Source organism: Pseudomonas sp. RIT778 (assembly GCF_019718735.1).
GTDB classification, from domain to species: Bacteria; Pseudomonadota; Gammaproteobacteria; order Pseudomonadales; family Pseudomonadaceae; genus Aquipseudomonas; species Aquipseudomonas aphyarum.
On the sequence record NZ_JAIHBA010000010.1, the window covers coordinates 68,901 to 93,771 of the forward strand.

Consider the following 24,871-nt stretch of genomic DNA (forward strand, 5'->3'; position numbering starts at 1 on the left):
AACGCTCCTGTCTCCTTCAACTGCGCATCGTGCATTGCATGGGGCTCTTGTTCCGCATTTTATTCTCTTTCAAATCTTTCCCAATACGCATGTGTTCAACGAATGAGTGTCGTAAATAATACAGAACGTTGCTCTTTGGCCATGTTTGTCTTGTTTGCTCAAGGTGTCGATGTGTTCTTTGAGTAAAATATCTGACACTGAATCGGTTAAGAACAGGAATAATCTCGGCGAATGCTTGTTTGGATGTAGGACTTTTTCCAATAGCTCCTCTATTTCCGGTTCGGTATGTGTCTTTCGAATGTCGATGATATACATCCGGTTTACCGGTTTTGGCAATTTTATAGTGTTCGGTTCGATATTCGATGACGCAGGGATTACCTCGGTGGCAGGTATGTTTTCCTCTTCGAAAGCCTTGAGAAAGTTTTTGTCATTGTCGAAGTCGGAAGGCGCATAGAGAGAGCGGTAATTGAAGTTTAGTGTGATGAAGAACAAAAACAAGAGATAGAACGGAAAGCTGATCAGAAACCAGATATAGATCTCCCGCTCATCATTGTCGAGGAAGGGCAGGGAGACCGCAGCGGAAGTCTCCGATATAAAGGCGAAGATGGCAATAACGGTGATGGGGTTGGGGATCTTCCTGTTGATTTTTAGCATGGTCTTTACTCATGAATGGTCTTTCTCGTCGTCTGGGTTGGATTGATTGGTCGTGTTTAAGTTGTCGGGTAAACAGGGCTGTCGGTGTCTGGTGTTTATATTAAATTTCGGGGGTGCGATATATGTAAGTTGTTTCAGTTGTTTTTAATGTCTGGTCGTTGATCTTTGTTTCGGAGTTTTTTCAGTCTGTCGTGAAGGCTCTGAAGGAGGGCGTGGCAGACGCCGAACTTCCTGATGTGAATTCATGATTTTCAGTAAGTGAGTCTTTTCTGTAGGAATAATCTTTATTGCCTGTAGGAGGCGTCTCTCGGTGCTGGTCTAGAGGAACTTATCCATGCCATGGGTGAAATGACTACGTTATTGTGCCGGTTCTAAAAATTCGAACAGCGAAACTGGACTTGCCCATGAATAAAGTGCTGATCGTGGATGATCACCCCGTCATTCGTCTTGCGGTACGTATGCTGATGGAACGTCATGGCTACGAAGTCATTGCAGAAACCGATAATGGCGTGGATGCGTTACAACTGGCTCGTGACCAGATGCCGGATATCGTCATTCTGGATATCGGCATACCGAAACTGGATGGACTGGAAGTCATTGCGCGTCTTACGACAAGTGCGATGCCGTTGAAAGTGCTCGTGCTGACATCCCAGTCACCGGGACATTTTTCCATGCGCTGCATGCAATCGGGGGCGGCGGGATATGTTTGCAAGCAACAGGATCTGACGGAGTTGCTGAGTGCAATCAAGGCGGTACTGTCCGGATACAGCTACTTCCCGAACCAGGCGTTGCACACCGTGCGGACCAGTCTTGGTAACGCCAGCGAAGCAGACATGGTTGATCGTCTGTCCGGGCGTGAAATGATGGTGTTGCAGCAATTGGCGCGCGGCAAGACCAACAAGGAAATTGCCGACGGGATGTTTCTCAGCAACAAGACCGTGAGCACTTACAAGACCCGGTTGTTATTGAAGCTCAACGCGCGCTCGCTGGTGGATCTGATCGAACTGGCGCAGCGAAACGGCCTGGTTTGAGGTTTGTAGTGGCTGACGGATCATGGGCGGGTCGGAATCAGCGTGTGACAGAAAGAGAAAAGCCTCCGTTTCGGGAGGCTTTCAAATGTCAGAGATCAAAATCGTAATCGGCCAATTGCTTCTGCAGTCGGCGCTCCTCAAGCAGGTTGTCGATGGTTCGGCGCTTGCTCAAGTTGGTCTTGGCGACTTCAACCACAGGTTCGGCATCATCGGCCTCCGTGGCGATAAAGTCGTCATCCGCTTCCAATTGCTCTTTGCTGGTGCTCATAAGGTCAACTCCAGGCTAAGACTGCCTTTGGCGCTCCTTATATCGATATTCCAGCAGATGGTAAAAAAGATTTTTTCAATCGATAAATCAATAAAACCAATAGCCGCTCAATCGTCAGAAGTTTTGTGCTTGTAGTCGCACAGATCTTCGATCCGACAGCTGCCACAGCGGGGTTTGCGTGCCAGACACACGTAACGCCCGTGAAGAATGAGCCAGTGGTGCGAGTCGAGCAGGTATTCTTTTGGCACAAACTTCATCAGCTTCTTTTCCACCTCGACCACATTTTTACCCGGTGCAATGCCGGTGCGGTTGCTGACCCGGAAGATGTGGGTGTCCACGGCCATGGTCAATTGGCGGAACGCGGTGTTGAGAACGACGTTGGCGGTCTTGCGGCCAACGCCGGGCAAGGCTTCCAGTTCTTCGCGCGTCTGCGGGACTTCACCGTTGTGCAATTCGACCAGCAGGCGGCAGGTCTCGATCACGTTTTTGGCCTTGCTGTTATAGAGGCCGATGGTCTTGATGTACTCGGACAACCCTTCGACGCCCAAGGCGTGAATGGCCGCTGGCGTGTTCGCCACCGGGAATAGCTTCGCCGTCGCCTTGTTCACTCCGACGTCCGTGGATTGCGCGGACAGAATCACCGCAATCAACAGTTCGAAAGGCGAGGAATAGGCCAGTTCGGTCTTGGGCTCGGGGTTGTCCTCGTGAAGCCTGCGGAAGATCTCCAGACGTTTTGCGGCATTCATGGGTGATGCGTTTCCTCGGGTAGGGCGGCAGGGCGAGTCCAGGCCTGACGGGCGGCCAGTAACAGTCCAAGCAATAGGAAGGCGCCGGGCGCCAGCGTCGCGAAATGCAGGCCTTCGCTGAACAGAATCAAACCTTGCCAGCGTGCCGACAAATGATGGCCGATGCTGCCCTGACCGATCAGCTCACGCAACAGCGCGAGCACAATCATCAGTACGGCAAACCGCGCGTACAGTTTCAGTCGATTACGGACAGGCTGGCGAAAAAATCCATTGTGCTCCAGCACGATGCACTGCAAGCCGATCAGCCCGGCATAAAGACTGATCAGTTGATGCCACTGCATCGCACCGCGCTGCAGAACAATATCGGCGCAGCCCGCCAGGGTAGCGGCCAGCATCAGGCTGACCGGCAACACGCTCTCGCTGCTCAGGCGCGAGCGCAGCGGTGTCATGCAAAAACCGTAAACGCCCACGACAGCCGCAAACATCAACAGAGTCGCCAGCGCACCCGCCACGGAGTCGGTGGCACCAATCAACAGCACCAGCATCATCGAGTTCGATAGTGTTGCTGACGTATTCATGGCGCGCTCCCGAGCAGGGTCGTCCGGTGTTCATCGAAGTAACGCAGAGCATCGTGGATGGCGTTGATGGCCGCGCGAGACGTAATGGTTGCGCCAGCGATCTGGTCGAATTGCCCCTGATCCTTCTTCAGGGCCCATCCCGCGTCCGTCGGTTGGTTGCTCGATTTTCCGCTAAAGGTCTGAAGCCAGCTATTTGGCCAGTCGCCGATATGTCCACCCAGCGAAGGTGTTTCGTTTTGCTCGAGGGTTTTGACACCGAGCAATCGGCCGTTGGCGTCGATGGCAATCAGCAACTCGATATTCCCGGCATAACCTTGGGTCTGGCTGCGCAACAGCACCGCTACAGGTTGGCCGCTTTTGCTCGCCCGATAACCGCCCAGCAACAGACTGTGGCTCAGGTTGATGTCGGTCAGCGTCAGAGGTTGTTCAAGCGGCAGATTGTCGTAAGCGTCGAGCGGCAGTACATCCAGCAGCTTGCGACTTTCAAGCAGACGCTTTTCGGCGGCGATCTGAGGTGCGTTGCTTCGTTGCACCAGCCACGTCACGCCGATGCCCAACGCAGTAATCAACGCCAGTGTGATCAGGCTGCTCGTGCGGTTCATTGCGTCACCTGCGTCTGACGGGCCACCGCGAAGCGCTCCAGCGCCGGCACGCACAGATTCATCAACAGCACCGCAAACGCCACGCCGTCGGGGTAACCGCCCCAGGTACGAATCACGTAAGTCAGCAACCCCACGCCCACGCCGAACAGCAGGCGGGCGAGCGGACTTTTTGCCCCCGATACCGGTTCAGTGACGATGAAGAACGCCCCCAGCATCGTCGCGCCACTCAGCAGGTGAAACAGTGGCGAGCCGTGGGAGTCCGACCCCGAACCGTTCCAGCACAACAGGCTGATCACGAACAGGCTGGCAAGCATGCCGACCGGCGCATGCCAGCCAAACACCCGACGCTGCAACAGAAACAACCCACCGGCGAGGAACGCCAGGTTCACCCATTCAACGCCGTGCCCGCCAAAGCGACTGAATGCCGGATTGCCGGCAAACAGTTCGTCCATGGTCAGGCTTTTATTGATACGCAGACTGTCCAGTGCAGTGGCCTGAACCCAGGCGTCGGGTTGCGCGCCCAGATTGAACACCTGGCCAAAAGCTGCCGTCAGATCCAGGCCATGGGCCGGCCAATGGGTCATCGGTTGCGGGAACATCACCATGGCCAGCGCGAAGCCGAGCATGGCCGGATTGAAAGGGTTTCGGCCCACACCACCGTACAAATGTTTGCCCAGCAGCAGGCCCGAGGCGATCGCCGTGACCGTCAGCCACCACGGGCAATAAGGCGGCAGGGCAATCGCCAGCAGCGTGGCGCTGACCACCGCGCTGCCATCGCTCAAGGTGGACTGCAGCGGTTGCCGACGCAGATGAGTCACGGCGGCTTCAACGCCCAAGGCCGTGACAACGGACAGGACCAGGTTGATCAGCACGCCCCAACCATAAAACCAGAACAACGCCAGTAATCCCGGCAATGTCGCCAGCAAAACCAGCTTCATTGCCTGTTGCAGGCGCTCGTCTCTGGTTTCAATGGATGACATGGGCTTGTACCTGCCGCTCTGCTTCTTGCAGGCGGGCGCGGGCCTTTTCGAGGATATCGGCGGGCGTGCCGTCGCGCCGTTGCAGTTTGTTCAGATCGGCGCGAGCGTAGGCCAGTTCGGTTTTCAGCTGACGCAGTTGGTCGTCGATCGGACGTTTCTCGACACGCACAAGCTCCGGCGCCGGTTGATCGCTGGCTGCTTCGGCGCTGTGCAGCGCCTGTTCGGCGTCACGCAGCGCTTGCTCCAGCGCGGTAATCTCGGCTGGCGGGGCCTCTGCGGTTTGCGCCTTTTTCAGCTCGGCGCGGCGCATCGCCAACTGGATTTTCGCCCGTTTCAGTTCGGCGTCCTTCGCCGGGGCGGCTATGACTGGCGCGGGTGCCGCGCTGCTTTCCAGTTTCGCCAGTGCCTGTTCGGCCGCTTCGAACTGTTGTTGCAGGACGATCAACTGCGATTGCTGATCGAATGTCGGCGGATGACCGAACGCCTTGAGCGACTTGTTCAATTGCGCCCGGCTCATGGCCACGTCGATCTTGGCTTTTTTTAGCGCGGCATCGGCGGTCGCGGCTTTTTGTGCACGGACCCGTTCCAGCGCCGCCTGCACCGGATCCAGCGTGGTGGTGGCGACTTCGACCTGTGCCGCGCGCTGCGTCCGGGCTTCGCGTTCGGCCTGCTTCTGCTGTTCTTCGCGTTGCAGGCGAGCATTGCGCCGTTCGAAGCGCTGACGGGCGTGATCGCGTTTGGCCGCGCGGGCCTGCTGTTCTTCAAGGCTGGTGGCCAGGCCACCCACTACCGGCAGCGTGCCCAAAGGCAGCGGATGCATCTCGATGCAGTCGACCGGGCAGGGTGCCACGCACAGATCGCAACCGGTGCATTCGTCGATGATGACCGTGTGCATCAGTTTTGCCGCGCCGACGATGGCGTCGATCGGGCAGGCCTGAATGCATTTGGTGCAGCCGATGCATTCGGCTTCGCGGATGTAGGCCACTTGCGGCGGCGCCGAACCACGACTGATGTCCAGCTCCAGCACCGGGATTTTCAACAGTTCGGCCAGCGCCGCGATGGTTTCGTCACCGCCCGGCGGGCACTTGTTGATCGGCTCGCCGTCAGCGATGCCTTCAGCGTAGGGTTTGCATCCGGGATGGCCGCACTTGCCGCATTGGGTCTGCGGCAGCAGGGCATCGATGCGTTGAATCAGACTCATGTTTTGATCAGTCCACTGAATCCGAGAAAAGCCACGGCCATCAGTCCGGCGCCGATCAACAGGATCGGCAGGCCACGAAAGGGCAGGGGAATATCGTTGTCGGCCGTGCGCTCACGCAAATCGCTGAACAGGCTCAACACCAGCCAGAAACCCAGACCGGCGCCAAGGCTCAGCGCAATCGCATGAAACAGGCCTTTGTCCGCTTGCGCGTTGATCAGCGTCAGCCCCAGCACTCCGGCATTGCCCAGCAACAGCGGCCACAAACCATCGAATGGCAGCGCGGGTCGCCAATGTGCCAACAGCTTCAGCAACGGCGTGATCAGCAAGACGCACAACGGCAGAAACACAAACAGGCGCAGGAATTCCAGTTGCAACGGCACCAGCAGCCAATGCCAGAGCACGTAACCCGCCACACCGACAAGCAGCATCAGACACAACGTCGCCAGCCCCAGCGCATGCACTTGTCGACGCTCACTGCCCAGCAGCGGATCGACGCCCAGCGGCCAGTGCAACACGAAGTTGTTGATCAGCGCAGCACTGAAGAGCGTAAGCACGAGTTCGGTCATGGTTCTGCCGGCAGGAACGGGCGTGTGTCACTTAAGGTTAGGCATTATCCGGCAGCCGTGGAGGGCGGGCCAGATATGAAAAATCCCACAGGCGCACGGAGCACGCCTGTGGGATCTGTCAGGGCAGAACCTTACTTGATGCGCTGACCCGGCTTGGCGCCGCTATCCGGGCTCAGCAGGTAGATTTCTTCACCGCCAGGGCCGGCCGCCATCACCATGCCTTCGGAGATGCCGAACTTCATTTTCCGTGGCTTGAGGTTGGCGATCATCATGGTCAGGCGACCGTCGAGCTTGGACGGATCCGGGTAGGCGCTCTTGATCCCCGAGAACACGTTGCGTTGCTCGTCACCGATGTCGAGGGTCAGACGCAGCAGCTTGTCCGCGCCTTCGACGTGTTCGGCCTTGACGATCAGCGCCACACGCAGGTCGACGGCGGCAAAGGTGTCGAAGTCGATTTCCGGCGACAGCGGATCCTTGGCCAGTTCACCATTGCCGGCAGGTGCGGCGGCGCCGGTGTCGGTCTGGCTGGCGGTCAGGTCTTCTTTCGAGGCGTCGGTCATGGCTTGCACTTTTACCGGGTCGATGCGGGTCATCAACGGTTTGAATTCGTTCAGCTGGTGGTTGGCCAGTAGGGTGGTGTGGTCGTTCCAGGTCAGCGGGGCGACGTTGAGGAACGCCTCGGCATCGGCGGCCAGCAGCGGCAGCACCGGCTTGAGGAAGATCACCAGCTGGCGGAACAGGTTGATCGCCGTGGCGCAGACCGCCTGGACTTCATCCTGCTTGCCTTCCTGCTTGTTCAGCGACCATGGCGCCTTGTCGGCGATCCAGGCGTTGGCGCGGTCGGCCAAAGCCATGGTTTCGCGCATGGCGCGGGCGAAGTCGCGGGCCTCATAGGCGTCGGCGATGCTCGGCGCAGCGGCCAGGAACGCTTCAGTCAGTTCCGGCGCGGCGTTGGTGTCCACCAGCAGACCGGCGTTGCCCTTCTGGATGAAACCGGCGCAACGGCTGGCGATGTTGACCACTTTGCCGACCAGGTCGGAGTTGACCTTCTGCACGAAGTCTTCGAGGTTCAGGTCGAGGTCGTCCACGCCACGGCCCAGTTTGGCCGCGTAGTAGTAGCGCAGGTATTCCGGCGACAGGTGATCCAGGTAGGTACGGGCCTTGATGAAGGTGCCGCGGGACTTGGACATCTTCTGACCGTTGACGGTCAGGTAGCCGTGCACGTTGATCCCGGTCGGCTTGCGGAAACCCGCGCCTTCGAGCATCGCCGGCCAGAACAGGGCGTGGAAGTTGACGATGTCCTTGCCGATAAAGTGGTACAGCTCGGCGGTGGAGTCCTTGCCCCAGAACGCGTCGAAGTCCAGCTCCGGCGTGCGGTTGCAGAGGTTCTTGAAGCTGGCCATGTAGCCGATCGGCGCGTCCAGCCACACGTAGAAATATTTGCCTGGCTCGCCCGGGATCTCGAAGCCGAAGTACGGCGCATCGCGGGAGATGTCCCACTGTTGCAGGCCGGCGTCCAGCCATTCGGCGATCTTGTTGGCCACGGCATCCTGCAGGGTGCCGCTGCGGGTCCAGGCCTGCAGCATTTCCTGGAAGTCCGGCAGCTTGAAGAAGAAATGCTGGGAATCCTTGAGCACCGGGGTGGCGCCGGAGATTGCCGACTTCGGATCCTTCAGGTCGGTCGGTGCGTAGGTCGCACCGCATTTTTCGCAGTTGTCGCCGTACTGGTCTTCAGTGCCGCACTTCGGGCAGGTGCCCTTGATGAAGCGGTCGGCCAGGAACATTTTCTTTTCCGGGTCGAAATACTGGGTGATCGAACGTTGGGCGATGTGCCCGGCGTCACGCAGCTTCAGGTAGATCTGGCTCGACAGTTCACGGTTTTCTTCGGCGTGAGTGGAGTGGAAGTTGTCGAAGTCCACCAGGAACTCGGCAAAGTCGGCGCTGTGTTCAGCCTGGACGTTGGCGATCAGTTGTTCCGGGGTGATGCCTTCCTTTTCCGCGCGCAGCATGATCGCCGAACCATGGGCGTCGTCGGCGCAGACGTAAATGCACTGATTGCCACGATGCTTCTGGAAGCGCACCCACATATCGGTCTGGATGTATTCCAGCATATGGCCAAGGTGGATCGAACCGTTGGCGTAGGGCAGGGCGCTGGTGACGAGAATCTTGCGTGGTTCGGACATGTGGGGCTTCGCTACTTGATGAAACGGAGGTCGGCCACTATAAAGCGCCGGGAAAGATATTTCACCTCTGCAAATCGTTGCCGGACATGCCGTCCGGAGGACAGAAGGGGTAGGATACCCGCCATCTTTTCCCAGTCTTGTTATCGGAGTTGCCCATGAGTGCCGTCACTCGCGCAGCGGTGGAAGCCGTCCTCAGCCAATACACCGACCCTTACCTGAACCAGGATCCGGTCAGCGCCGGTTGCGTGCGCAACATCGAAATCACCGGCGATCGCGTCAGCGTGCAGCTGGAAATCGGCTATGCCGCCGGTCTGTTCAAGAGCGGCTGGGCGCAATTGCTGCAACTGGCCATCGAAAACCTCGACGGCGTGGTGACTGCCAAGGTCGAGGTCAATAGCGTGATCGCCGCGCACAAGGCCCAGGCGCAGATTCCGGGGCTGGCCAACGTCAAGAACGTGGTCGCGGTGGCCTCAGGCAAGGGCGGTGTGGGCAAATCCACCACCGCCGCCAACCTGGCGCTGGCATTGGCTCGCGAAGGCGCGAAGGTCGGGATTCTCGATGCCGATATCTATGGCCCGAGCCAAGGCATCATGTTTGGCATTCCCGAGGGCACCCGTCCGCAGGTCAAAGATCAGAAATGGTTCGTGCCGCTGCAGGCCCACGGCGTGGAAGTAATGTCGATGGCGTTCCTGACCGACGACAACACGCCGATGGTCTGGCGCGGGCCGATGGTGTCCGGCGCGCTGCTGCAACTGGTGACGCAAACCACTTGGGGCGACCTGGATTATCTGGTGATCGACATGCCGCCAGGCACCGGCGACATCCAGCTGACCCTGGCGCAGAAAGTCCCGGTGGCTGGCGCCGTGATCGTCACCACACCGCAGGATCTGGCGCTGCTCGACGCGCGCAAAGGCGTGGAGATGTTCCGCAAGGTCAACATTCCGGTGCTGGGCGTGGTGGAAAACATGGCCGTGCACATCTGCTCGAACTGCGGACACGCCGAGCATCTGTTCGGTGAGGGCGGTGGCGAGAAGCTGGCGACCCAGTTCGGCGTCGAGTTGCTGGCCTCGTTGCCGCTGTCGATGCTGATCCGCGAGCAGGCCGACGGCGGCAAGCCGACGGTGATTTCCGAGCCGGACAGCCAGATCGCCATGGTCTATCAGGAACTGGCCCGTCACGTCGGCGCGCGGATCGTGTTGCAGGAAGCGGCCTCGCCGGCGATGCCGAATATCACCATCAGCGACGATTGATGCCTGTGGTTTAAACAAAAACGCCCCGGTGCCTGTGCACCGGGGCGTTTTTCATTGCGCGACAGAGGTCAGATGCGCAACCCGCCATCCATCTCCAGAATCCGGCCGGTGTAGTAGTCGTTCTCGAAGATGTAGGCCGCCGAATGGGCGATCTCTTCCGGCTTGCCCATGCGCTTGAGCGGAATGCCCGAGGTCATTTTTTCCAGCGCTTCGGGCTTCATGCCCAGGGTCATCTCGGTTTCGATGAAGCCCGGTGCGATGCCCGCCACGCGAATGCCGTAGCGCGCCAGTTCCTTGGCCCAGGTCACGGTCGCCGCAGCGACGCCGGCTTTGGCGGCGGAGTAGTTGGTCTGGCCGACGTTGCCCGCGCGGGAGATCGACGAGATGTTGATGATCGCGCCGCTGTTCTTCAGCTCGACCATTTTTGCCGCCACTTCACGGGTGCAGAGGAATACGCCGGTCAGGTTGACGTCGATCACCGCCTGCCATTGGGCCAGGCTCATCTTGGTCATCTCGCCGTCCTTGACCTTGAGCAGCAGGCCGTCGCGCAGGATCCCGGCGTTGTTGATCAGGCCGTGGATCGCGCCGAAATCTTCGGCGACCTGGGCAACCATGTGCGTCACCTGCTCTTCATTGGCGACGTTGCACAGATAGCTGCGTGCCTCGACACCCTTGGCCTTGCAGGCCGCGACGGCGTCATCGAGTTTTTCCTGGTTCAGGTCGACCAGCGCCAGCTTCGCGCCCTTGCCTGCGAAATACTCGGCCATCGAGCGGCCCAAGCCTTGGCAACCGCCAGTGATAATGATTACTTTGTCGTTGAGTTGCATTCGCATGCCCCCGAGAGCAGGTCAGAGTGGTCCTTATAGGTAGCCTCTCGATCTGCACCGGCCAGGGGCCTGTTGCACATGAGAACTGCCCGATGGCGTGTGGGACAAATCCCATGCGCCCGTCCGTTTTTTCGACGGATTCTATTTAAGGAGTCATAAATTGAGCGTTGAAGCGGCTAAGAATGCCCGAGAATTGCTTCTCAAGGAATACCGTGGCGTGCTGTCGACCCACTCCAAATCGATGCCCGGTTTTCCGTTTGGCTCCGTGGTTCCCTACTGCCTGGACGAGCAGGGCCGGCCGCTGATCCTGATCAGCCGCATCGCCCAGCACACCCATAACCTGCAGAAAGATCCGAAATGCTCGCTGCTGGTGGGTGAGCGTGAGGCCGACGATGTGCAAGCCGTTGGTCGCCTGACCTATTTGGCCGAAGCGGAAAAACTCGAAGACGCTGCCGCCATCGAAGCCGCCGCCGAGCGTTACTACCGTTATTTCCCCGATTCGCAGAATTACCACAAGGCTCACGATTTCGATTTCTGGGTGCTCAAACCCGTGCGCCATCGTTACATCGGCGGCTTCGGCGCGATCCACTGGGTCGATCACCTGACCCTGGCCAACCCGTTCGCCGGCAAGGCCGAAATCAGCATGGTCGAGCACATGAACAGCGACCACGCCAAGGCCATCGCCCATTACGTCGACCTCGCCGGTCTGCCGAAAACCGTACCGGCGCAACTGGCCGGGATCGACACCGAAGGCATGCACTTGCGCATCGGCCAGGCACTGTACTGGCTGCCGTTTCAAGCGCCTTGTCATACGCCGATACAAGTGCGCGAGGCCTTGGTTTCTCTGGCTCACGCCGAGGTCTGGCCAAAAAATGCGGTGGCCGACGCTTGAATTCACGAAAGGGCGACGTCATCTAAGGCTTACTGCAAGGCATTTCTTGCGTTGAGGAAACTTTGATGCGCCCTTTTTTGTTGCTCTTTCTGCTGTTCCCGGTGTTGGAGCTGTTCGTATTCGTCAAAGTGGCAGGCTCGATCGGATTTTTCCCGGCCCTGCTGCTGATCATTCTCGGCTCGATGTTCGGCGTGTTCGTGCTGCGCGTCGCCGGGCTGGCCACCGCACTGCGTGCCCGTGAAAGCCTGAACCGCGGCGAACTGCCTGCGCAAACCATGCTCGAAGGCCTGATGCTGGCCCTGGCCGGTGGCCTGTTGATCCTGCCGGGCTTCATCAGCGATGTGGTCGGTCTGGTGCTGCTGTTGCCGTTCAGTCGTCGACTGGTCGCCAACAAGATGCGTCAGCGCGCCGAAGAACAGGCCATGCGCCAGCGAGCGTTCGCCGATGACCTGCAACCTCGCGGCGGTCCTGCACCGCGCCAGCCGCTGGGTCGCGAAGGTGATGTGATCGAAGGCGAATTCGAACACCGCGATACCAAGTAACTTCTGCATCGACACGGCACCTTCGGGTGCCGTGTTCGTTTGTGGGGCGAATTCATGCAATGTGCGTGAAAATTTTTTAGCCCCCGCCCTTGTAATAAGCTTATGCGCCCTTATGTATCGGTCACCGAAAGGTTTCCGACATTTTGAGTCGGACAGACTTCCGCGGTTCGCTCGACGAGCCGCAACCGGCGCAGGCCGGATTCGTTAAACCCGCCGGGACTACACCGGCCGATGAAAACCACAATTAGGAGAGATCGACAATGAAGCTTCGTCCTCTGCATGACCGCGTCGTTATCCGTCGCAGCGAAGAAGAAAAGAAAACCGCTGGCGGTATCGTCCTGCCAGGTTCGGCTGCTGAAAAAGCCAACCACGGTGTGATTCTCGCTGTAGGCCCGGGCAAAGTTCTGGAAAACGGCGAAGTGCGCGCACTGTCCGTGAAGGAAGGCGACAAGGTTGTGTTCGGTCCTTACTCCGGCAGCAACACTGTGAAAGTCGACGGCGAAGACCTGCTGGTAATGAGCGAGAACGAAATCCTCGCTGTTATCGAAGGCTGATTACCCGCTCATTTTCCCGCTACTACAAAGTATTTAAGGAATATCGATCATGGCTGCTAAAGAAGTTAAATTCGGCGATTCCGCCCGCAAGAAAATGCTGGTTGGCGTAAACGTCCTGGCTGACGCGGTAAAAGCGACCCTGGGCCCGAAAGGCCGTAACGTGATCCTCGAGAAGAGCTTCGGCGCTCCGACCATCACCAAGGACGGCGTTTCCGTCGCCAAAGAAATCGAACTCGAAGACCGTTTCGAAAACATGGGCGCGCAGCTGGTCAAAGACGTTGCCTCCCGTGCCAACGATGACGCTGGTGACGGTACTACCACCGCTACCGTTCTGGCTCAGTCGATCGTCAACGAAGGCCTGAAAGCCGTCGCTGCCGGCATGAACCCGATGGACCTGAAGCGCGGTATCGACAAAGCGACCATCGCGATCGTCAAAGAACTGAAAGCCCTGTCCAAGCCATGCGCTGACACCAAGGCTATCGCTCAGGTGGGCACCATCTCCGCCAACTCCGACAACTCCATCGGCGACATCATTGCCGAAGCCATGGAAAAAGTCGGTAAAGAAGGCGTGATCACCGTTGAAGAAGGCTCGGGCCTGGAAAACGAACTGTCGGTTGTAGAAGGCATGCAGTTCGACCGTGGCTACCTGTCCCCGTACTTCGTCAACAAGCCGGACACCATGGTTGCCGAGCTGGAAGGCGCGCTGATCCTGCTGGTCGACAAAAAGATCTCGAACATCCGCGAAATGCTGCCAGTACTGGAAGCCGTTGCCAAAGCCGGCCGTCCACTGCTGATCGTTGCCGAAGACGTTGAAGGCGAAGCCCTGGCGACTCTGGTCGTGAACAACATGCGTGGCATCGTTAAAGTCGCAGCCGTCAAGGCTCCAGGCTTCGGCGACCGTCGCAAGGCCATGCTGCAGGACATCGCCGTTCTGACCGGCGGTACCGTTATCTCCGAAGAGATCGGCCTGAGCCTGGAAAGCACCACCCTGGAACATCTGGGTAGCGCCAAGCGCGTGACCCTGTCCAAGGAAAACACCATCATCGTTGACGGTGCTGGCGTTCAAGGCGACATCGAAGCCCGTATCGCTCAGATCCGTGCCCAGGTTGCCGAGACTTCCTCGGACTACGACCGTGAAAAACTGCAAGAGCGTCTGGCCAAGCTGTCCGGCGGCGTTGCAGTGATCAAGGTTGGCGCCGGTTCCGAAGTTGAAATGAAAGAGAAGAAAGCCCGCGTTGAAGACGCCCTGCACGCAACCCGCGCAGCCGTTGAAGAAGGCGTGGTACCTGGCGGTGGCGTTGCGCTGATCCGCGCTCTGGAAGCCCTGACCGAACTGAAAGGCGACAACGCTGACCAGAACGTCGGTATCGCTGTACTGCGTCGCGCTGTTGAAGCGCCGCTGCGCCAGATCGTTGCCAACTCCGGCGACGAGCCAAGCGTGGTTGTCGACAAGGTCAAGAACGGCGAAGGCAGCTTCGGCTACAACGCTGCTACCGGCGAATACGGCGACATGATCGAAATGGGCATCCTGGACCCAACCAAGGTCACCCGTTCGGCTCTGCAAGCTGCAGCCTCCATCGGCGGTCTGATCCTGACCACCGAAGCTGCTGTTGCTGACGCACCGAAGAAAGAAGGTGCAGCTGGCGGCGGTATGCCAGACATGGGCGGCATGGGTGGCATGGGCGGCATGATGTAAGCCAGCCTTACCCCTGTAACGAAAAACCCCGTCTGCGAGAGCAGACGGGGTTTTTTATTGCCCGCGTTTCAGAGTTTCAGACGTTGACCGGATGGGCCTGCGTGTTTGTTTCAGCCTTGACTGCCGGGCGATACAGAATCCAGTAATACGAGCCCAGACAGATCAGCCAGCAGAAGATCGCCGTCCACACGTTGTGGGAGAAGAAGTGCGCGCCCTGCATCATCCGGCTGATCGAGAATACCGAACCCAGCGCGAAGGCGAAGATGAACGCCTGACGGGCCAGCCGTGGGCGACGGTCACGCAGCACGAAGAACAGCGCAAACAAGGTAAAACCGGTGGCCGCATGACCACCCGGCCAGCAACGACCGGGCTTGTCGGTCGGCGGGCGATGATCCAGCAGTTTGCTGTAGGTTTCGTGGCCGCCGAACTGTTCGAGACTCCATGGGCATTGCACCGCTGTCACCGCTTTCACCGGCGTGACAAACGAGGTGGCCAGACCCAGCGACAACACCAGACAACCCAGCTCACGCTTGAACGGTTTGAGCCGATCAATGAAAAACGCACCGATGAACCCGAGGATGGCAAACACCGAAAAGGCGATCACCACTTGTTTGGCGCGGTCGTGGAGGATGTCTTCGAGAAAGTAACTGTGCCGGCCGATGAAGTCGCCCGCGACCGGATCGTAAAACAGCTGCGCCAGATCCATGTCCAGGTCGGTCAGCTCCAGCAACACCAGAATGACCGCCGCGACGGCGGGAATGCCCAGGCAAAGCCATACATTCAAAGGCCTTGAAGCGGGGCGGGCAGAGATCGAAACCATGGCAATTCCTTCATCGATAAGGTCTTCAAAGAAGCACAACCGCGTGAGTCTGCGCCTGGTTCTGTCGGCGATTTGTCGGCCGCTCGTGAAAAACTCGTCAAGTCCGGCGATCCGTGCAATTAAGTCAAATCAACCCACCCGGCGCCTAGCCGTGAGCCACACTTGGCCGTAAGCTGCGCGGGCCAAGACGGCCGTTACTGTGTACGTAGGAGGTGCCCATGCGAATTCTATTGGTCGAAGACAACCGCGATATCCTGGCCAATCTGGCCGATTACCTGGGGCTCAAAGGCTATACCGTCGATTGCGCCCAGGACGGTCTGTCGGGCCTGCATCTGGCCGCCACCGAGCATTACGACCTGATCGTGCTCGACATCATGCTGCCGGGCATCGACGGCTACACCCTGTGCAAGCGCCTGCGCGAAGACGCCCGTCGCGATACGCCGGTAATCATGCTCACCGCTCGCGATCAGCTCGATGACCGCTTGCAGGGCTTCAAGTCCGGAGCCGACGATTATCTGGTCAAGCCGTTTGCGCTGTCGGAACTGGCAGCCCGGGTCGAAGCCGTGATGCGCCGCACCCAGGGCGGCGGCCGTCGTGCCCTGCAGGTCGGCGATCTGAGCTACGACCTCGATACCCTCGAAGTGACACGCGAAGGCAAATTGCTCAAGCTCAACCCTGTAGGCCTCAAATTGCTGGCGGTGCTGATGCAAAAGAGCCCGCATGTTTTGCGTCGGGAAATTCTCGAAGAAGCGCTGTGGGGCGATGACTGTCCGGACAGCGACAGCCTGCGCAGCCATGTCCACCAATTGCGCCAGGTGATCGACAAACCATTCGCCAAGCCACTGCTGCACACCGTGCACGGCGTGGGTTACCGCCTGGCCGAGGGCCGCGATGGAGTTTAAGCAAAGCCTTGCCCAGCGGATCATCATCGCCTTTGCGCTGATGAGTGCGCTGGTGGCCGGGGCGTTTGCGATGGGCATCGTCGCGACCGTGCACCTGGTCGAGGAAAAACTGATTTCCGCCGGGCTGGGCGGGGATCTGCAACGCCTGCTGTTGATGGACAACGTCTCGGACTGGAGCCACCGGCCGGAGCCGGATCAGCTGTTCTACTTCAGTGGCGGGCCGGGCGACTTCGAGCTGCCCAAGGACCTGCGGCACCTGGATTCGGGTTTCCATGAAGTCTTTCGCGAGCAGCTGTCGTACCACGCGATGGTCGAGGTGGTCGACGGTCGTCGTTATGTGCTGCTGCAGGATCAAAGCGATTTCGAAGAGCGCGAGCGCGTGCTGTTCGCCGTGGTGCTGGTGGGCTTTGTGCTCAGTCTGGCGCTGGCGGTGTTCCTCGGCTGGGTTCTGGCGCGCAAGGTGATGGCTCCGGTGGTGCGGCTGGCGCGCCAGGTACGCCATCGCGACCAGTTGCTCGGGCTGGCGCCTCCGCTGGCGCCGGACTACGCGGCAGACGAGGTGGGCGAACTGGCGGTGGCGTTCGACGCTACGCTTGGGCGCCTGCGTCAGGCGCTGACGCGGGAGCGGCTGTTCACCAGCGACGTCAGCCACGAATTGCGCACGCCGCTGATGGTATTGGCCAGCTCTTGTGAACTGTTGCTGGAAAATCCGGGTATCGATCAGCGCGGCAAGGCCCAGGTTCAGCGCATTGCGCGAGCCAGTGAGGAAATGCGCGAGCTGGTGCAGACCTTCCTGATGCTCGCCCGTGCTCAGCGCGAAGACGCTGGCGCCGCCCCTCGGCACACCCTCGCGCAAGTGGCCGACAGCTTGCTCTGCCTGTGGCGCGCGCCTATCGAATCCAAGGGTTTGCAGCTGATGTTCGAACCGGGCAACCCGCCGGATACTCGTTACAACGCGACGCTGCTCAATGCCGTGATGGGCAATCTGCTGCGTAACGCCTTGCACTACACGGAGCAGGGGTTTATTCGCCTGACGCTCAATGAGAACGGTTTTGTGGTTGAGGATTCGGGCGTGGGCATTCCCGAGGAAAAACGCGAAGCCATGTTCCAGCCGTTTGTGCGCGGCAACGAAAAGCGTGGCGAGGGGCTTGGATTGGGCTTGTCGCTGGTTCAGCGCATTTGTGAAAACGAAGGCTGGAGCGTCACGCTGAGCACGATGGAGCCCAATGGTTGCCGTTTCGAGGTCGATCTGGGCAAGCGCTGAAGATCAGCCGGTTGTTGAGGGTACTCCCGCCAACCTGTCTAATTCCTGTATAACCTTGAAATAGTTTGCCGATTTACATGACGTTTTTTTCACAAAGGGATGACCTGACGCTGACACACCGCTGCTTAAGGTGGCGTCATCAGTAATTCAGGAGTCCTGGTGATGGCCGGCCCGATCAAACTCGATTTTTCCGAAAAGTACGACGACAACCATGCGCAGAAATACCTGCGTAAACACCAGGATGGTCTGGGGCGTCGTTTGTCCAACTGGCGGGATCAGCAGTTGGCCCGCAAGGCGTTGACCCTCGTTGGTGAGCCGGGACTGGTGCTCGACCTGCCATGCGGCGCAGGACGTTTCTGGCCATTGCTGGCGGAAAAGCCCAATCGGGTGATCATCGGAGCGGACAACTCCGAGTCGATGATCAAGACCGCCATGCAGGCGCAACCGGCAGATGTGGTGAAACGGGTACAACCCTTGCACACGTCTGCGTTCGACATTGCCTTGCCTGATAACGCCGTCGACAGCATTTTCTGCATGCGACTGCTGCATCACATCGGCGAAGCCGAGCACCGCCGGGCGATTCTGCGTGAGTTCGAGCGTGTCACCCGGGACAGCGTGATCATTTCGCTGTGGGTGGACGGCAATTTCAAGGCCTGGAAACGCAAACGCGCCGAGCAAAAGCGTGGCCAGGAGGGTTACCAGAACCGGTTTGTGTTACCGGCCGCAACAGTTGAAAAGGAATTCGAAGAGGCAGGATTCCGGATCCAGGAACAACTGGACTTTATTCCGCTCTATGCCATGTGGCGAGTTTACGTATTACGCAAGAGGTAAGAGGATGGCAGTGCAATTTGCAGCAGAAGCGGAAGTCGCTCCCGAGGATCGCTTCGACTACTACTGGAACCAGCGTGGCGAATGGGTCGAGGAACCCAATGTGCGCCGTGGTGGCGAAAGTGGTGTGCAACGAGTCAAGGGGCGCGATGGCCAGCTGCTGTATGCCAAACGCCAGACCGGACATATCTATCGCAGCTGGCGGCATCCGTTCGGACGTCCGACCGTATTGCGCGAGCTGGATGCATTGACCGGGGTTTCACGTCTGGGTGTCCGGGTGCCCGAAATTGTGTTCTGCGGTGCCCAGCCAGATCCAGAATTCAAGTGGCGTGCACTGCTGGTGACCAAATCGCTCGATGGCTTTCAGGAGCTTGAGCATTGGGAAGCCGGCGGCGGTCGCGAGCAATATGGCGAAGCCGTCTATGAGCGCGTGCTCAAGGACCTCGCCGAAAACCTGGCGCGCATGCACAAGGGCCGTTGGCAGCACAGCTGCATCTACATCAAGCACGTGTTTGTGCGGGTGACGGGCGAAGGTGAATCGGCCAAGGTCGAAGTCGCCCTGATCGATCTGGAAAAATGCCGTCAGCGTCTGACCGCTCATCGCGCGGCCGCCCATGACATGAAGCAATTGCGCCGCCACTCGTCGTTCAGCGCGACAGACTGGAAAAAACTCGTCTACTTTTATGAGACGGCGTTTGGCAGCGCTATCAAAGGTTTATAGCGATGAAACTAGAAATTGCTCGAGGTTTGTTTCTGGTAGGAGCCTTGGCAGTTGCATCATTGGCGGTGGCGGCCTGGGAACAGCCACGCATGCAGGTGATCGGCGCCTCGGCGAGCGACCCGCATTGCCCGATGCCACGGGTGGCGAAAGCCGCCGTGGCCACACAACCCGATCATGATCTTTTGCTGTTCATGTTCGGACTTTCTCAAGGGATGAGGCCGCAGAGTTGAATCGATTGAAATCTCTTTCTACAAGAGCCAAAGGCCTCGCTGATGCGGGGCCTTTTTTATTGCGTCATGGCTTTTTTACTGCGTCATGTCTTGGGATCGGGTTTCGCCAGCACGGTGTAAACGCACGGCAGGACAAACAGCGTAAACAATGTCCCGATCGACATCCCCGTGGCAATCACCGTCCCGATATCGAAACGGCTGACCGCCCCGGCGCCGGTAGCCACGATCAGCGGCACCATGCCGAAGACCATCGCCGCGGTGGTCATCAACACCGGGCGCAGGCGAATCGCTGCCGCTTCCTCCACCGCCTCACGGGGTGTCAGGCCCTTCTCCTTGCGTAACTGGTTGGCGAACTCGACGATCAGAATCCCGTGCTTGCTGATCAGCCCGATCAATGTCACCAGCCCGACCTGGGTGTAGATGTTCATGCTCGACCAGCCGAGGAACAGCGGAATCAGCGCTCCGCAGATCGACAACGGCACGGTCACCAGAATCACCAGTGGATCGCGGAAGCTCTCGAACTGCGCCGCCAGCACCAGGAAAATGATCGCCAGCGCCAGCGCGAAGGTCACCCACAGCGCACTGCCTTCCTGGACGAACTGCCGGGAGGCGCCGCCGTAATCGAAGGCAAACCCGGCCGGGGCCTCCTCCCGAGCGATCTGCAACACACTGTCGATAGCTTCGCCCATGCTCACCAGCGGGAACCCGGACAGCTTGGCCGCGTTGAGTTGCTGGAACTGGTTGAGCTGTCGCGGTCGTGCGCGGTCGGTCACGGTGATCAGGGTCGACAGCGGCAGCAGTTCGCCCTGGGTGTTTTTCACGTAGTAATTGTTCAGCCAGTCCGGGTTGTCGCGGTAGGCCCGTTCGACCTGGGCGATGACCTTGTAACTGCGGCCTTCGATGGTGAACCGGTTGATCTCGGCTTCGCCGAGCAAGGTGGCGAGGGTGCCGCCCAGATCCTGCATCGACACGCCCATTTGCGCAGCCTTGGAGCGGTCGATGTCGACCACCACTTCGGGTTTGTCGAAAGCCAGGTCGAGGTCGACGAAGGCGAACTTGCCCGACTCCATGGCGCGCTTCTTGATCCGGTCGGCCACCTGCAGCAACAGCTCGTAGTCATTGGCGGTGTTGATCACGAATTCGAACGGCAGGCCTTCACCGGTGCCAGGCAGGGACGGCAGGTTGAAGCCGAAGATCTGCAGGCCCGGAATGCCCTCGAGTCTGCCCTGTACCTCGGGGAGGATTTCCATTTGCGTGCGGCTGCGCTCGTTCCACGGCTTGAGCAGGAAACCGCCGATGCCGCTCTGAACCCCGTTATAGCCGTTGATCTGGAACGAGGAGTAGTACTCCGGGAACTCCTTGAAGATCTTGATGAACTCGTCGGTGTAGGTGTTCAGGTAATCGAGGTTGGTCGGCTGCGGGGCGTTGGCCATCATGAAAATGATGCCCTGGTCTTCGTCCGGCGCCAGTTCCGACTTGGTGAACTTGAGCAGCACCGGAATCAGGCACAGCACGATCACCGCAAACACCAGCACCACCGGCCGGGTATTGAGCGTGCCGTGCAGCATGCTCTGATAGCGGCGCTTGAGGCTGTCGAAAATCCGGTCTAGGCGATGGGCCAGGCCGCTGGGGTTTTCGTCATGACGCAACAACACGGCGCACATCATCGGCGACAGGGTCAGGGCGACGACGCCGGAGATCACCACCGCCCCGGCCAGGGTCAACGCAAACTCCTTGAACAGTGCCCCCGTCAGCCCGGTGAGAAATCCGATCGGTGCGTACACTGCCGCCAGGGTGATGGTCATCGACACCACCGGCATGGCGATTTCGCGGGCGCCTTCGAGCGCGGCGTCCATTGGTGTCTTGCCTTCCTCGATGTGCCGGTGGATGTTTTCCACCACCACAATTGCGTCGTCGACCACCAGCCCGATGGCCAGCACCATTGCCAGCAGGGTTAGCAGGTTGATCGAGTAGCCCATCATCTGCATGAAGAACATCACGCCGATCATCGACAGCGGAATCGTCACCACCGGAATGACCACTGAACGCAGCGCACCAAGGAACAGGAACACCACCACGATCACGATCAGCACCGCTTCGAACAGGGTTTTCACCACTTCGTCGATGGAGGCCTGGATGAACAGCGTGGCGTCGTAGGCGATCTCGCTCTTGAGGTTGGGCGGCAGCTGGGCTTCCAGCTCCGGCATGATCTTGCGCACTTCCTTGATCACTTCCAGCGGGTTGGCGCCGGGCGTGGCCTTGATCCCGATGTACACCGAGGGCGTGCCGCCGAACGAACTGATCGAGTTGTAGTTTTCCGCACCCATCTCGACCCGTGCCACATCGCTGAGCAACACCCGGCTGTCACCGCTGACCTTGAGCGGGATCTTGCCGAAGGCTTCGGCGGACTTCAGTTCGGTGTTGGCGTTGATGCTGGTGACCACGTACTCGCCTTTCACTTCGCCGGCGGCGGAGAGGAAGTTGTACTGGCGCACCGCGTTGGTCACGTCGCTGGCGCTGAGGCCGAAGCCGGCGAGTTTCACCGGGTCGATCCACAGGCGCATGGCGAACACCTGGTTGCCGAGAATCTCCGCCTCGGCCATGCCCGGCAGGGTCGCCAGTTTCGGCTGGATCACCCGCGACAGGTAGTCGGTGATCTGCGGGTTGTTCAGCTCCTTGCTGAAGAAGCTGATGTACATCAGCGCCGAGGCGTCGGCGGCTTCCTTGCTCAGCACCGGATCTTCGGCGTCCTGAGGCAGCTTGTTCTTCACCTCGTTGGCCTTGGCCAGCAGTTCGGTGAACAAACGGTCGCTGTTGGAGCCGATGCGCGCGTAGATCGAAATCACCGAGAAGTTCTGGCGACTGACCGAGGTCATGTAGTCGATGCCCTCGGCGCTGGCCAGGCTCTGTTGCATCGGCTGGGTGATGTAGCCCTGAATGGTTTCGGCGTTGGCCCCGGGGTACGCGGTGGTCACCGTGATCAGGGCGTTTTCCATTTGCGGATACTGGCGCAGCGGCAGCTTGCTCCAGGCCTGGAAGCCCAGCAGCACAATCAGCAGGCTGACCACGGTGGCGAGCACCGGGCGGCGGATGAACGGATCGGTAAAAGCCATGGGGTTTCCTTGATCAGTCGGCGCGGGGCGGACTGTTCTGCTCGCCGAGGGTCTTGTCGTCGCTGATGGCAATGTGGGCGCCGTTGTCCAGTTTGATCTGGCCGGCCGTCACCACCTGTTCGCCGCTCTGCACGCCCTTGTTGATCATCACCTGGCCATCGCGGCGTTCGCCGGTCTCGACGAACCGACGCTCGGCGATCAGCACAGGCTGGCCCTTGTCGTCCTTTTCGACGGAGCCGTCTTCGGCTTTCTTCTGGGTGACCACGTACGTCGAGTTGCCGTAGAGGGTGTAGGTGATCGCGCTTTCCGGGACCACGATGTGTTTCTGCGGATCCGGCAGCAGCACCTCGATGCTGGTGAACATGCCCGGCAGCAACTTGCCGTCGGGGTTGGCCAGGGTGGCGCGCACCAGAATGTTACGGGTGGTGCTTTCGACGATCGGGTTGATCGCGGTAATGGCGCCGGTGAAGCTCTGGCCGGGGTACGCCGCGACCGTGATCTGTACCGGCTGACCGATGGCCAGTTTCGGCACCGACTGTTCGGGCACGTAGAAGTCGGCGTAGAGGCTGCTCAGGTCCTGCAGGGTGGCGATCTTGGTGCCGCTGGCGAGGTAGTCGCCGATGTCCACGAGGCGGATGCCGATGGTGCCGCTGAAGGGCGCGACGATGCGCTTTTTCGCCAGCGCCGCATTGAGTTGATTGACCGTGGCCTTGTTCTTTTGCAACTGCGCCGAGAGCCGGTCGAACTCGCCTTTGGAGATGGCGCTGCTGCCGACGAGCTGGCTGCCGCGACCGTAATCCAGCTGTGCGAGGCCGAGATCGGCCTTGGCGGTTTCGAGAAAGGCGGCTTCGACGGCGCTGTCCAGTTGCAGCAAGGGCTGGCCGGCCTTGACCTTCTGCCCCGATTCGAATTTCAGCTCGGTGACGGTGCCGGCGTTCTCCAGACTCAGGTCGACGCCTTGCAGCGCCTTCAGCGTGCCGACGGTGGGCAGACGCATCTGCCACGGGCGCTCGACGGCCGTGGCCACGGCGACGCTGATCGGCGGCTTCGGCTTGGAAAAGCCCTGGATCATCGTATAGATCGAGAAGGCCTTGTAACCGGCGAGAAGCAGAACGATCAGCAGTACAACACCCAACATGATCAGCATGCGGCGACGCAGCATATTTCCAGTTCCTTGGAGAAAATCAGGCGAGACAGGCGGGCACATTACCCCGAGTCCGGCAGGGATTCCAACTGCCAGTTTTTACCGGGTGTAAGGGAAGAAGTTGGAGAAAAGCGGGGCCGCCGACCGAACGGTCGGCGGCGAATTTCAGGCCATCAGATGAAGATGGTTGTCCCAGAGCCCTGCGGGCAAATCCAGCGGTTTGGCCAGAAGATCGTCCTGACGGCAATCGTAGTAGCGGCAGCGTCCCTGACCGGAGGTCACGACGAACCCGTCTTTCACCGCACCGACGCCGGCGCAGTCAGGCAATGGGGCATCGAGGCGAACTTCGCCGCTGTCCAGATCCCAGATGAAGAAGCGGTTGCCGCGCGGTGCGGTCAGTGCCACCAGACGCAGGTCGCTGTGCACGGCGACGCTCGCGGTGTAATGACCCATCGACTGCAACTGATGGTCCGGCACCGGGAACGCCACGAACGGCTGGCCGGGACGTTTGATCGCCAGCAGCTCCGAGCGCTCATGAGACGGCCCCATGAATTGCTGGCCGGCGACGATGGTGCCGTCGCTGGCGATTCCCAGGTGGCGCACGCTGTTCATCTGCTGGGCGAGGGTTTCCTTGCTCAGCAGGGTGCCATCGCGCTGCATCAGCACCAGGCTTGGTTCCATGGCGTCGAGGTTCATGTCGACCCGGCTTTCGGCCTCGGTGCGGATGCCGCCATTGGCCACCACCAGGGTTTCACCGTCGGGCATCCACGACACCTGATGCGGGCCGAGACCGTGGGTGGAAATCTCGCCGCTGTGCACCAGCCGTTCGCCTTCGAATTTGTACACCCCGAGCAGGCCACGGCCCGGATCGGTGGTGTCGTTTTCGGTGGCGTACAAGTAGTCGCCGCTGTGGTGGATCACCGCATGTCCGTAGAAATGCCGGTTCGGCTGCGACGTCACGGTTTGCAGCAATGCACCGTTGCGCAGGTCGATCAGGTAGCTCTCGGTGCCCGGCCGGCGGGCAACGAACAGCGCGATCGGCAGCGTCGGGTGATTGATGATGTCGTGGCAGCGCTGGCCGACTTCCGTGGCGAACACCTGAGTGCCGTCCAGCCGATAACCGACGGCGTAATGCTTGCCGTCGGTGTCGTCCCGCGCCGACAGCAGCAGCGGGCTTTGGTCCTTGCGTTTGAACAGCGTCCAGCCGCCCAGCGTCACTGCTCCCAGCAGCAAACTACCTAAAGTCAGAGCCTGGCGTCGCAGCATGGCACGTGCCCTC

At 59.6% G+C, this 24,871-nt stretch carries 25 protein-coding genes; 11 read left to right on the top strand and 14 right to left on the bottom strand.

Translation table 11 applies throughout. From position 1 onward, the window contains the following. Positions 1–69: 69 nt before the first annotated feature. Positions 70–654, bottom strand: a complete 585-nt coding sequence (locus tag K5E37_RS07990; protein WP_085606750.1) for a hypothetical protein — start codon at positions 652–654, stop codon at positions 70–72. A 404-nt stretch (positions 655–1,058) separates the two neighbouring features. Between K5E37_RS07990 and K5E37_RS07995 the strand changes: the two genes are divergently transcribed. After that, complete coding sequence (locus K5E37_RS07995; RefSeq protein ID WP_007953203.1) at positions 1,059–1,685, top strand: response regulator transcription factor; 627 nt, start codon at positions 1,059–1,061, stop codon at positions 1,683–1,685. A gap of 88 nt (positions 1,686–1,773) precedes the next feature. Here the strand turns inward: K5E37_RS07995 and K5E37_RS08000 are convergent, their stop codons facing one another. The 8 genes from K5E37_RS08000 to metG all read right to left on the bottom strand — a co-directional run bounded on the left by K5E37_RS08000 (position 1,774) and on the right by metG (position 8,809). Then, positions 1,774–1,953: a PA3496 family putative envelope integrity protein gene (locus K5E37_RS08000; protein ID WP_007953204.1), complete on the bottom strand. Its 180-nt coding sequence runs from the start codon at positions 1,951–1,953 to the stop codon at positions 1,774–1,776. A 107-nt stretch (positions 1,954–2,060) separates the two neighbouring features. Beyond that, positions 2,061–2,699, bottom strand: a complete 639-nt coding sequence (gene nth, locus K5E37_RS08005) for an endonuclease III (RefSeq protein WP_007953205.1) — start codon at positions 2,697–2,699, stop codon at positions 2,061–2,063. After that, a complete protein-coding gene (locus K5E37_RS08010) occupies positions 2,696–3,277 on the bottom strand; it encodes an Rnf-Nqr domain containing protein (RefSeq protein ID WP_221533551.1) in 582 nt (193 codons plus the stop codon). Before K5E37_RS08010 ends, nth begins: the two co-directional genes overlap by 4 nt. Beyond that, positions 3,274–3,879 (bottom strand): RnfABCDGE type electron transport complex subunit G, encoded by a 606-nt coding sequence (locus K5E37_RS08015; protein WP_085606746.1) that lies wholly within the window; start codon positions 3,877–3,879, stop codon positions 3,274–3,276. The genes K5E37_RS08010 and K5E37_RS08015 overlap by 4 nt, the downstream gene beginning before the upstream one ends. Then, positions 3,876–4,859 carry an RnfABCDGE type electron transport complex subunit D gene (locus K5E37_RS08020; protein WP_085606744.1) on the bottom strand — a complete coding sequence of 328 codons (984 nt, stop codon included), beginning with the start codon at positions 4,857–4,859 and terminating at the stop codon, positions 3,876–3,878. Before K5E37_RS08020 ends, K5E37_RS08015 begins: the two co-directional genes overlap by 4 nt. Next, positions 4,846–6,060 (bottom strand): electron transport complex subunit RsxB, encoded by a 1,215-nt coding sequence (rsxB, locus tag K5E37_RS08025; RefSeq protein ID WP_085606742.1) that lies wholly within the window; start codon positions 6,058–6,060, stop codon positions 4,846–4,848. Before rsxB ends, K5E37_RS08020 begins: the two co-directional genes overlap by 14 nt. Beyond that, positions 6,057–6,626, bottom strand: a complete 570-nt coding sequence (locus K5E37_RS08030; protein WP_085606740.1) for an electron transport complex protein RnfA — start codon at positions 6,624–6,626, stop codon at positions 6,057–6,059. Before K5E37_RS08030 ends, rsxB begins: the two co-directional genes overlap by 4 nt. A 131-nt stretch (positions 6,627–6,757) precedes the next feature. Next, complete coding sequence (metG, locus tag K5E37_RS08035) at positions 6,758–8,809, bottom strand: methionine--tRNA ligase (protein ID WP_085606738.1); 2,052 nt, start codon at positions 8,807–8,809, stop codon at positions 6,758–6,760. A gap of 155 nt (positions 8,810–8,964) precedes the next feature. On the opposite strand from metG, the gene apbC reads away from it, so the two are divergent. Further along, positions 8,965–10,059, top strand: a complete 1,095-nt coding sequence (apbC, locus tag K5E37_RS08040) for an iron-sulfur cluster carrier protein ApbC (protein ID WP_085606736.1) — start codon at positions 8,965–8,967, stop codon at positions 10,057–10,059. A gap of 68 nt (positions 10,060–10,127) precedes the next feature. Here the strand turns inward: apbC and K5E37_RS08045 are convergent, their stop codons facing one another. Next, positions 10,128–10,886: an SDR family oxidoreductase gene (locus K5E37_RS08045; RefSeq protein ID WP_011335726.1), complete on the bottom strand. Its 759-nt coding sequence runs from the start codon at positions 10,884–10,886 to the stop codon at positions 10,128–10,130. A gap of 160 nt (positions 10,887–11,046) precedes the next feature. On the opposite strand from K5E37_RS08045, the gene K5E37_RS08050 reads away from it, so the two are divergent. The 4 genes from K5E37_RS08050 to groL all read left to right on the top strand — a co-directional run bounded on the left by K5E37_RS08050 (position 11,047) and on the right by groL (position 14,570). Continuing rightward, positions 11,047–11,778 (top strand): HugZ family protein, encoded by a 732-nt coding sequence (locus K5E37_RS08050; protein WP_221533552.1) that lies wholly within the window; start codon positions 11,047–11,049, stop codon positions 11,776–11,778. A 65-nt stretch (positions 11,779–11,843) separates the two neighbouring features. Further along, a complete protein-coding gene (locus tag K5E37_RS08055) occupies positions 11,844–12,320 on the top strand; it encodes an FxsA family protein (protein WP_007953217.1) in 477 nt (158 codons plus the stop codon). A 260-nt stretch (positions 12,321–12,580) separates the two neighbouring features. Next, entirely contained in the window at positions 12,581–12,874 is a 294-nt protein-coding gene (locus K5E37_RS08060; RefSeq protein ID WP_085606734.1) for a co-chaperone GroES, read from the top strand. Positions 12,875–12,923: 49 nt separating this feature from the next. Further along, positions 12,924–14,570, top strand: coding sequence for a chaperonin GroEL (groL, locus tag K5E37_RS08065; RefSeq protein WP_007953220.1), 1,647 nt, complete (start codon positions 12,924–12,926; stop codon positions 14,568–14,570). Positions 14,571–14,646: 76 nt separating this feature from the next. Here the strand turns inward: groL and K5E37_RS08070 are convergent, their stop codons facing one another. After that, a complete protein-coding gene (locus K5E37_RS08070; RefSeq protein WP_221533553.1) occupies positions 14,647–15,390 on the bottom strand; it encodes a phosphatase PAP2 family protein in 744 nt (247 codons plus the stop codon). Between the two features lie 218 nt (positions 15,391–15,608). Between K5E37_RS08070 and colR the strand changes: the two genes are divergently transcribed. The 5 genes from colR to K5E37_RS08095 all read left to right on the top strand — a co-directional run bounded on the left by colR (position 15,609) and on the right by K5E37_RS08095 (position 19,335). After that, positions 15,609–16,292: a two-component system response regulator ColR gene (colR, locus tag K5E37_RS08075; protein ID WP_007953224.1), complete on the top strand. Its 684-nt coding sequence runs from the start codon at positions 15,609–15,611 to the stop codon at positions 16,290–16,292. After that, positions 16,282–17,556, top strand: a complete 1,275-nt coding sequence (locus K5E37_RS08080; protein WP_221533554.1) for a HAMP domain-containing sensor histidine kinase — start codon at positions 16,282–16,284, stop codon at positions 17,554–17,556. The genes colR and K5E37_RS08080 overlap by 11 nt, the downstream gene beginning before the upstream one ends. Positions 17,557–17,718: 162 nt before the next feature. Further along, entirely contained in the window at positions 17,719–18,387 is a 669-nt protein-coding gene (locus tag K5E37_RS08085) for a class I SAM-dependent methyltransferase (protein WP_007953228.1), read from the top strand. Between the two features lie 4 nt (positions 18,388–18,391). Continuing rightward, positions 18,392–19,105, top strand: coding sequence for a lipopolysaccharide kinase InaA family protein (locus tag K5E37_RS08090; protein WP_085606726.1), 714 nt, complete (start codon positions 18,392–18,394; stop codon positions 19,103–19,105). 2 nt (positions 19,106–19,107) lie between these two features. After that, on the top strand, positions 19,108–19,335 hold the full coding sequence (locus tag K5E37_RS08095; protein ID WP_011335717.1) for a hypothetical protein: 228 nt from the start codon (positions 19,108–19,110) through the stop codon (positions 19,333–19,335). Positions 19,336–19,418: 83 nt separating this feature from the next. On the opposite strand, the gene K5E37_RS08100 is transcribed toward K5E37_RS08095, so the two are convergent. From K5E37_RS08100 to K5E37_RS08110, 3 genes are all read right to left on the bottom strand, one after another. Further along, a complete protein-coding gene (locus K5E37_RS08100; RefSeq protein ID WP_221533555.1) occupies positions 19,419–22,448 on the bottom strand; it encodes a multidrug efflux RND transporter permease subunit in 3,030 nt (1,009 codons plus the stop codon). A 13-nt stretch (positions 22,449–22,461) separates the two neighbouring features. Beyond that, positions 22,462–23,610: an efflux RND transporter periplasmic adaptor subunit gene (locus K5E37_RS08105; protein ID WP_127799667.1), complete on the bottom strand. Its 1,149-nt coding sequence runs from the start codon at positions 23,608–23,610 to the stop codon at positions 22,462–22,464. Positions 23,611–23,757: 147 nt separating this feature from the next. Then, the gene (locus tag K5E37_RS08110; RefSeq protein ID WP_085606720.1) at positions 23,758–24,858 is read right to left on the bottom strand and encodes a DUF1513 domain-containing protein; all 1,101 of its coding nucleotides are present in this window, start codon (positions 24,856–24,858) and stop codon (positions 23,758–23,760) included. Positions 24,859–24,871: the final 13 nt, after the last annotated feature.

Bases quoted from the DNA above. Each gene is read 5' to 3' on its own strand.
- K5E37_RS07990 (WP_085606750.1), bottom strand. From the start codon at position 654: ATGCTAAAAATCAACAGGAAGATCCCCAACCCCATCACCGTTATTGCC.
- K5E37_RS07995 (WP_007953203.1), top strand. From the start codon at position 1,059: ATGAATAAAGTGCTGATCGTGGATGATCACCCCGTCATTCGTCTTGCG.
- K5E37_RS08000 (WP_007953204.1), bottom strand. From the start codon at position 1,953: ATGAGCACCAGCAAAGAGCAATTGGAAGCGGATGACGACTTTATCGCC.
- nth (WP_007953205.1), bottom strand. From the start codon at position 2,699: ATGAATGCCGCAAAACGTCTGGAGATCTTCCGCAGGCTTCACGAGGAC.
- K5E37_RS08010 (WP_221533551.1), bottom strand. From the start codon at position 3,277: ATGAATACGTCAGCAACACTATCGAACTCGATGATGCTGGTGCTGTTG.
- K5E37_RS08015 (WP_085606746.1), bottom strand. From the start codon at position 3,879: ATGAACCGCACGAGCAGCCTGATCACACTGGCGTTGATTACTGCGTTG.
- K5E37_RS08020 (WP_085606744.1), bottom strand. From the start codon at position 4,859: ATGTCATCCATTGAAACCAGAGACGAGCGCCTGCAACAGGCAATGAAG.
- rsxB (WP_085606742.1), bottom strand. From the start codon at position 6,060: ATGAGTCTGATTCAACGCATCGATGCCCTGCTGCCGCAGACCCAATGC.
- K5E37_RS08030 (WP_085606740.1), bottom strand. From the start codon at position 6,626: ATGACCGAACTCGTGCTTACGCTCTTCAGTGCTGCGCTGATCAACAAC.
- metG (WP_085606738.1), bottom strand. From the start codon at position 8,809: ATGTCCGAACCACGCAAGATTCTCGTCACCAGCGCCCTGCCCTACGCC.
- apbC (WP_085606736.1), top strand. From the start codon at position 8,965: ATGAGTGCCGTCACTCGCGCAGCGGTGGAAGCCGTCCTCAGCCAATAC.
- K5E37_RS08045 (WP_011335726.1), bottom strand. From the start codon at position 10,886: ATGCAACTCAACGACAAAGTAATCATTATCACTGGCGGTTGCCAAGGC.
- K5E37_RS08055 (WP_007953217.1), top strand. From the start codon at position 11,844: ATGCGCCCTTTTTTGTTGCTCTTTCTGCTGTTCCCGGTGTTGGAGCTG.
- K5E37_RS08060 (WP_085606734.1), top strand. From the start codon at position 12,581: ATGAAGCTTCGTCCTCTGCATGACCGCGTCGTTATCCGTCGCAGCGAA.
- groL (WP_007953220.1), top strand. From the start codon at position 12,924: ATGGCTGCTAAAGAAGTTAAATTCGGCGATTCCGCCCGCAAGAAAATG.
- K5E37_RS08070 (WP_221533553.1), bottom strand. From the start codon at position 15,390: ATGGTTTCGATCTCTGCCCGCCCCGCTTCAAGGCCTTTGAATGTATGG.
- colR (WP_007953224.1), top strand. From the start codon at position 15,609: ATGCGAATTCTATTGGTCGAAGACAACCGCGATATCCTGGCCAATCTG.
- K5E37_RS08080 (WP_221533554.1), top strand. From the start codon at position 16,282: ATGGAGTTTAAGCAAAGCCTTGCCCAGCGGATCATCATCGCCTTTGCG.
- K5E37_RS08085 (WP_007953228.1), top strand. From the start codon at position 17,719: ATGGCCGGCCCGATCAAACTCGATTTTTCCGAAAAGTACGACGACAAC.
- K5E37_RS08090 (WP_085606726.1), top strand. From the start codon at position 18,392: ATGGCAGTGCAATTTGCAGCAGAAGCGGAAGTCGCTCCCGAGGATCGC.
- K5E37_RS08095 (WP_011335717.1), top strand. From the start codon at position 19,108: ATGAAACTAGAAATTGCTCGAGGTTTGTTTCTGGTAGGAGCCTTGGCA.
- K5E37_RS08100 (WP_221533555.1), bottom strand. From the start codon at position 22,448: ATGGCTTTTACCGATCCGTTCATCCGCCGCCCGGTGCTCGCCACCGTG.
- K5E37_RS08105 (WP_127799667.1), bottom strand. From the start codon at position 23,610: ATGCTGCGTCGCCGCATGCTGATCATGTTGGGTGTTGTACTGCTGATC.
- K5E37_RS08110 (WP_085606720.1), bottom strand. From the start codon at position 24,858: ATGCTGCGACGCCAGGCTCTGACTTTAGGTAGTTTGCTGCTGGGAGCA.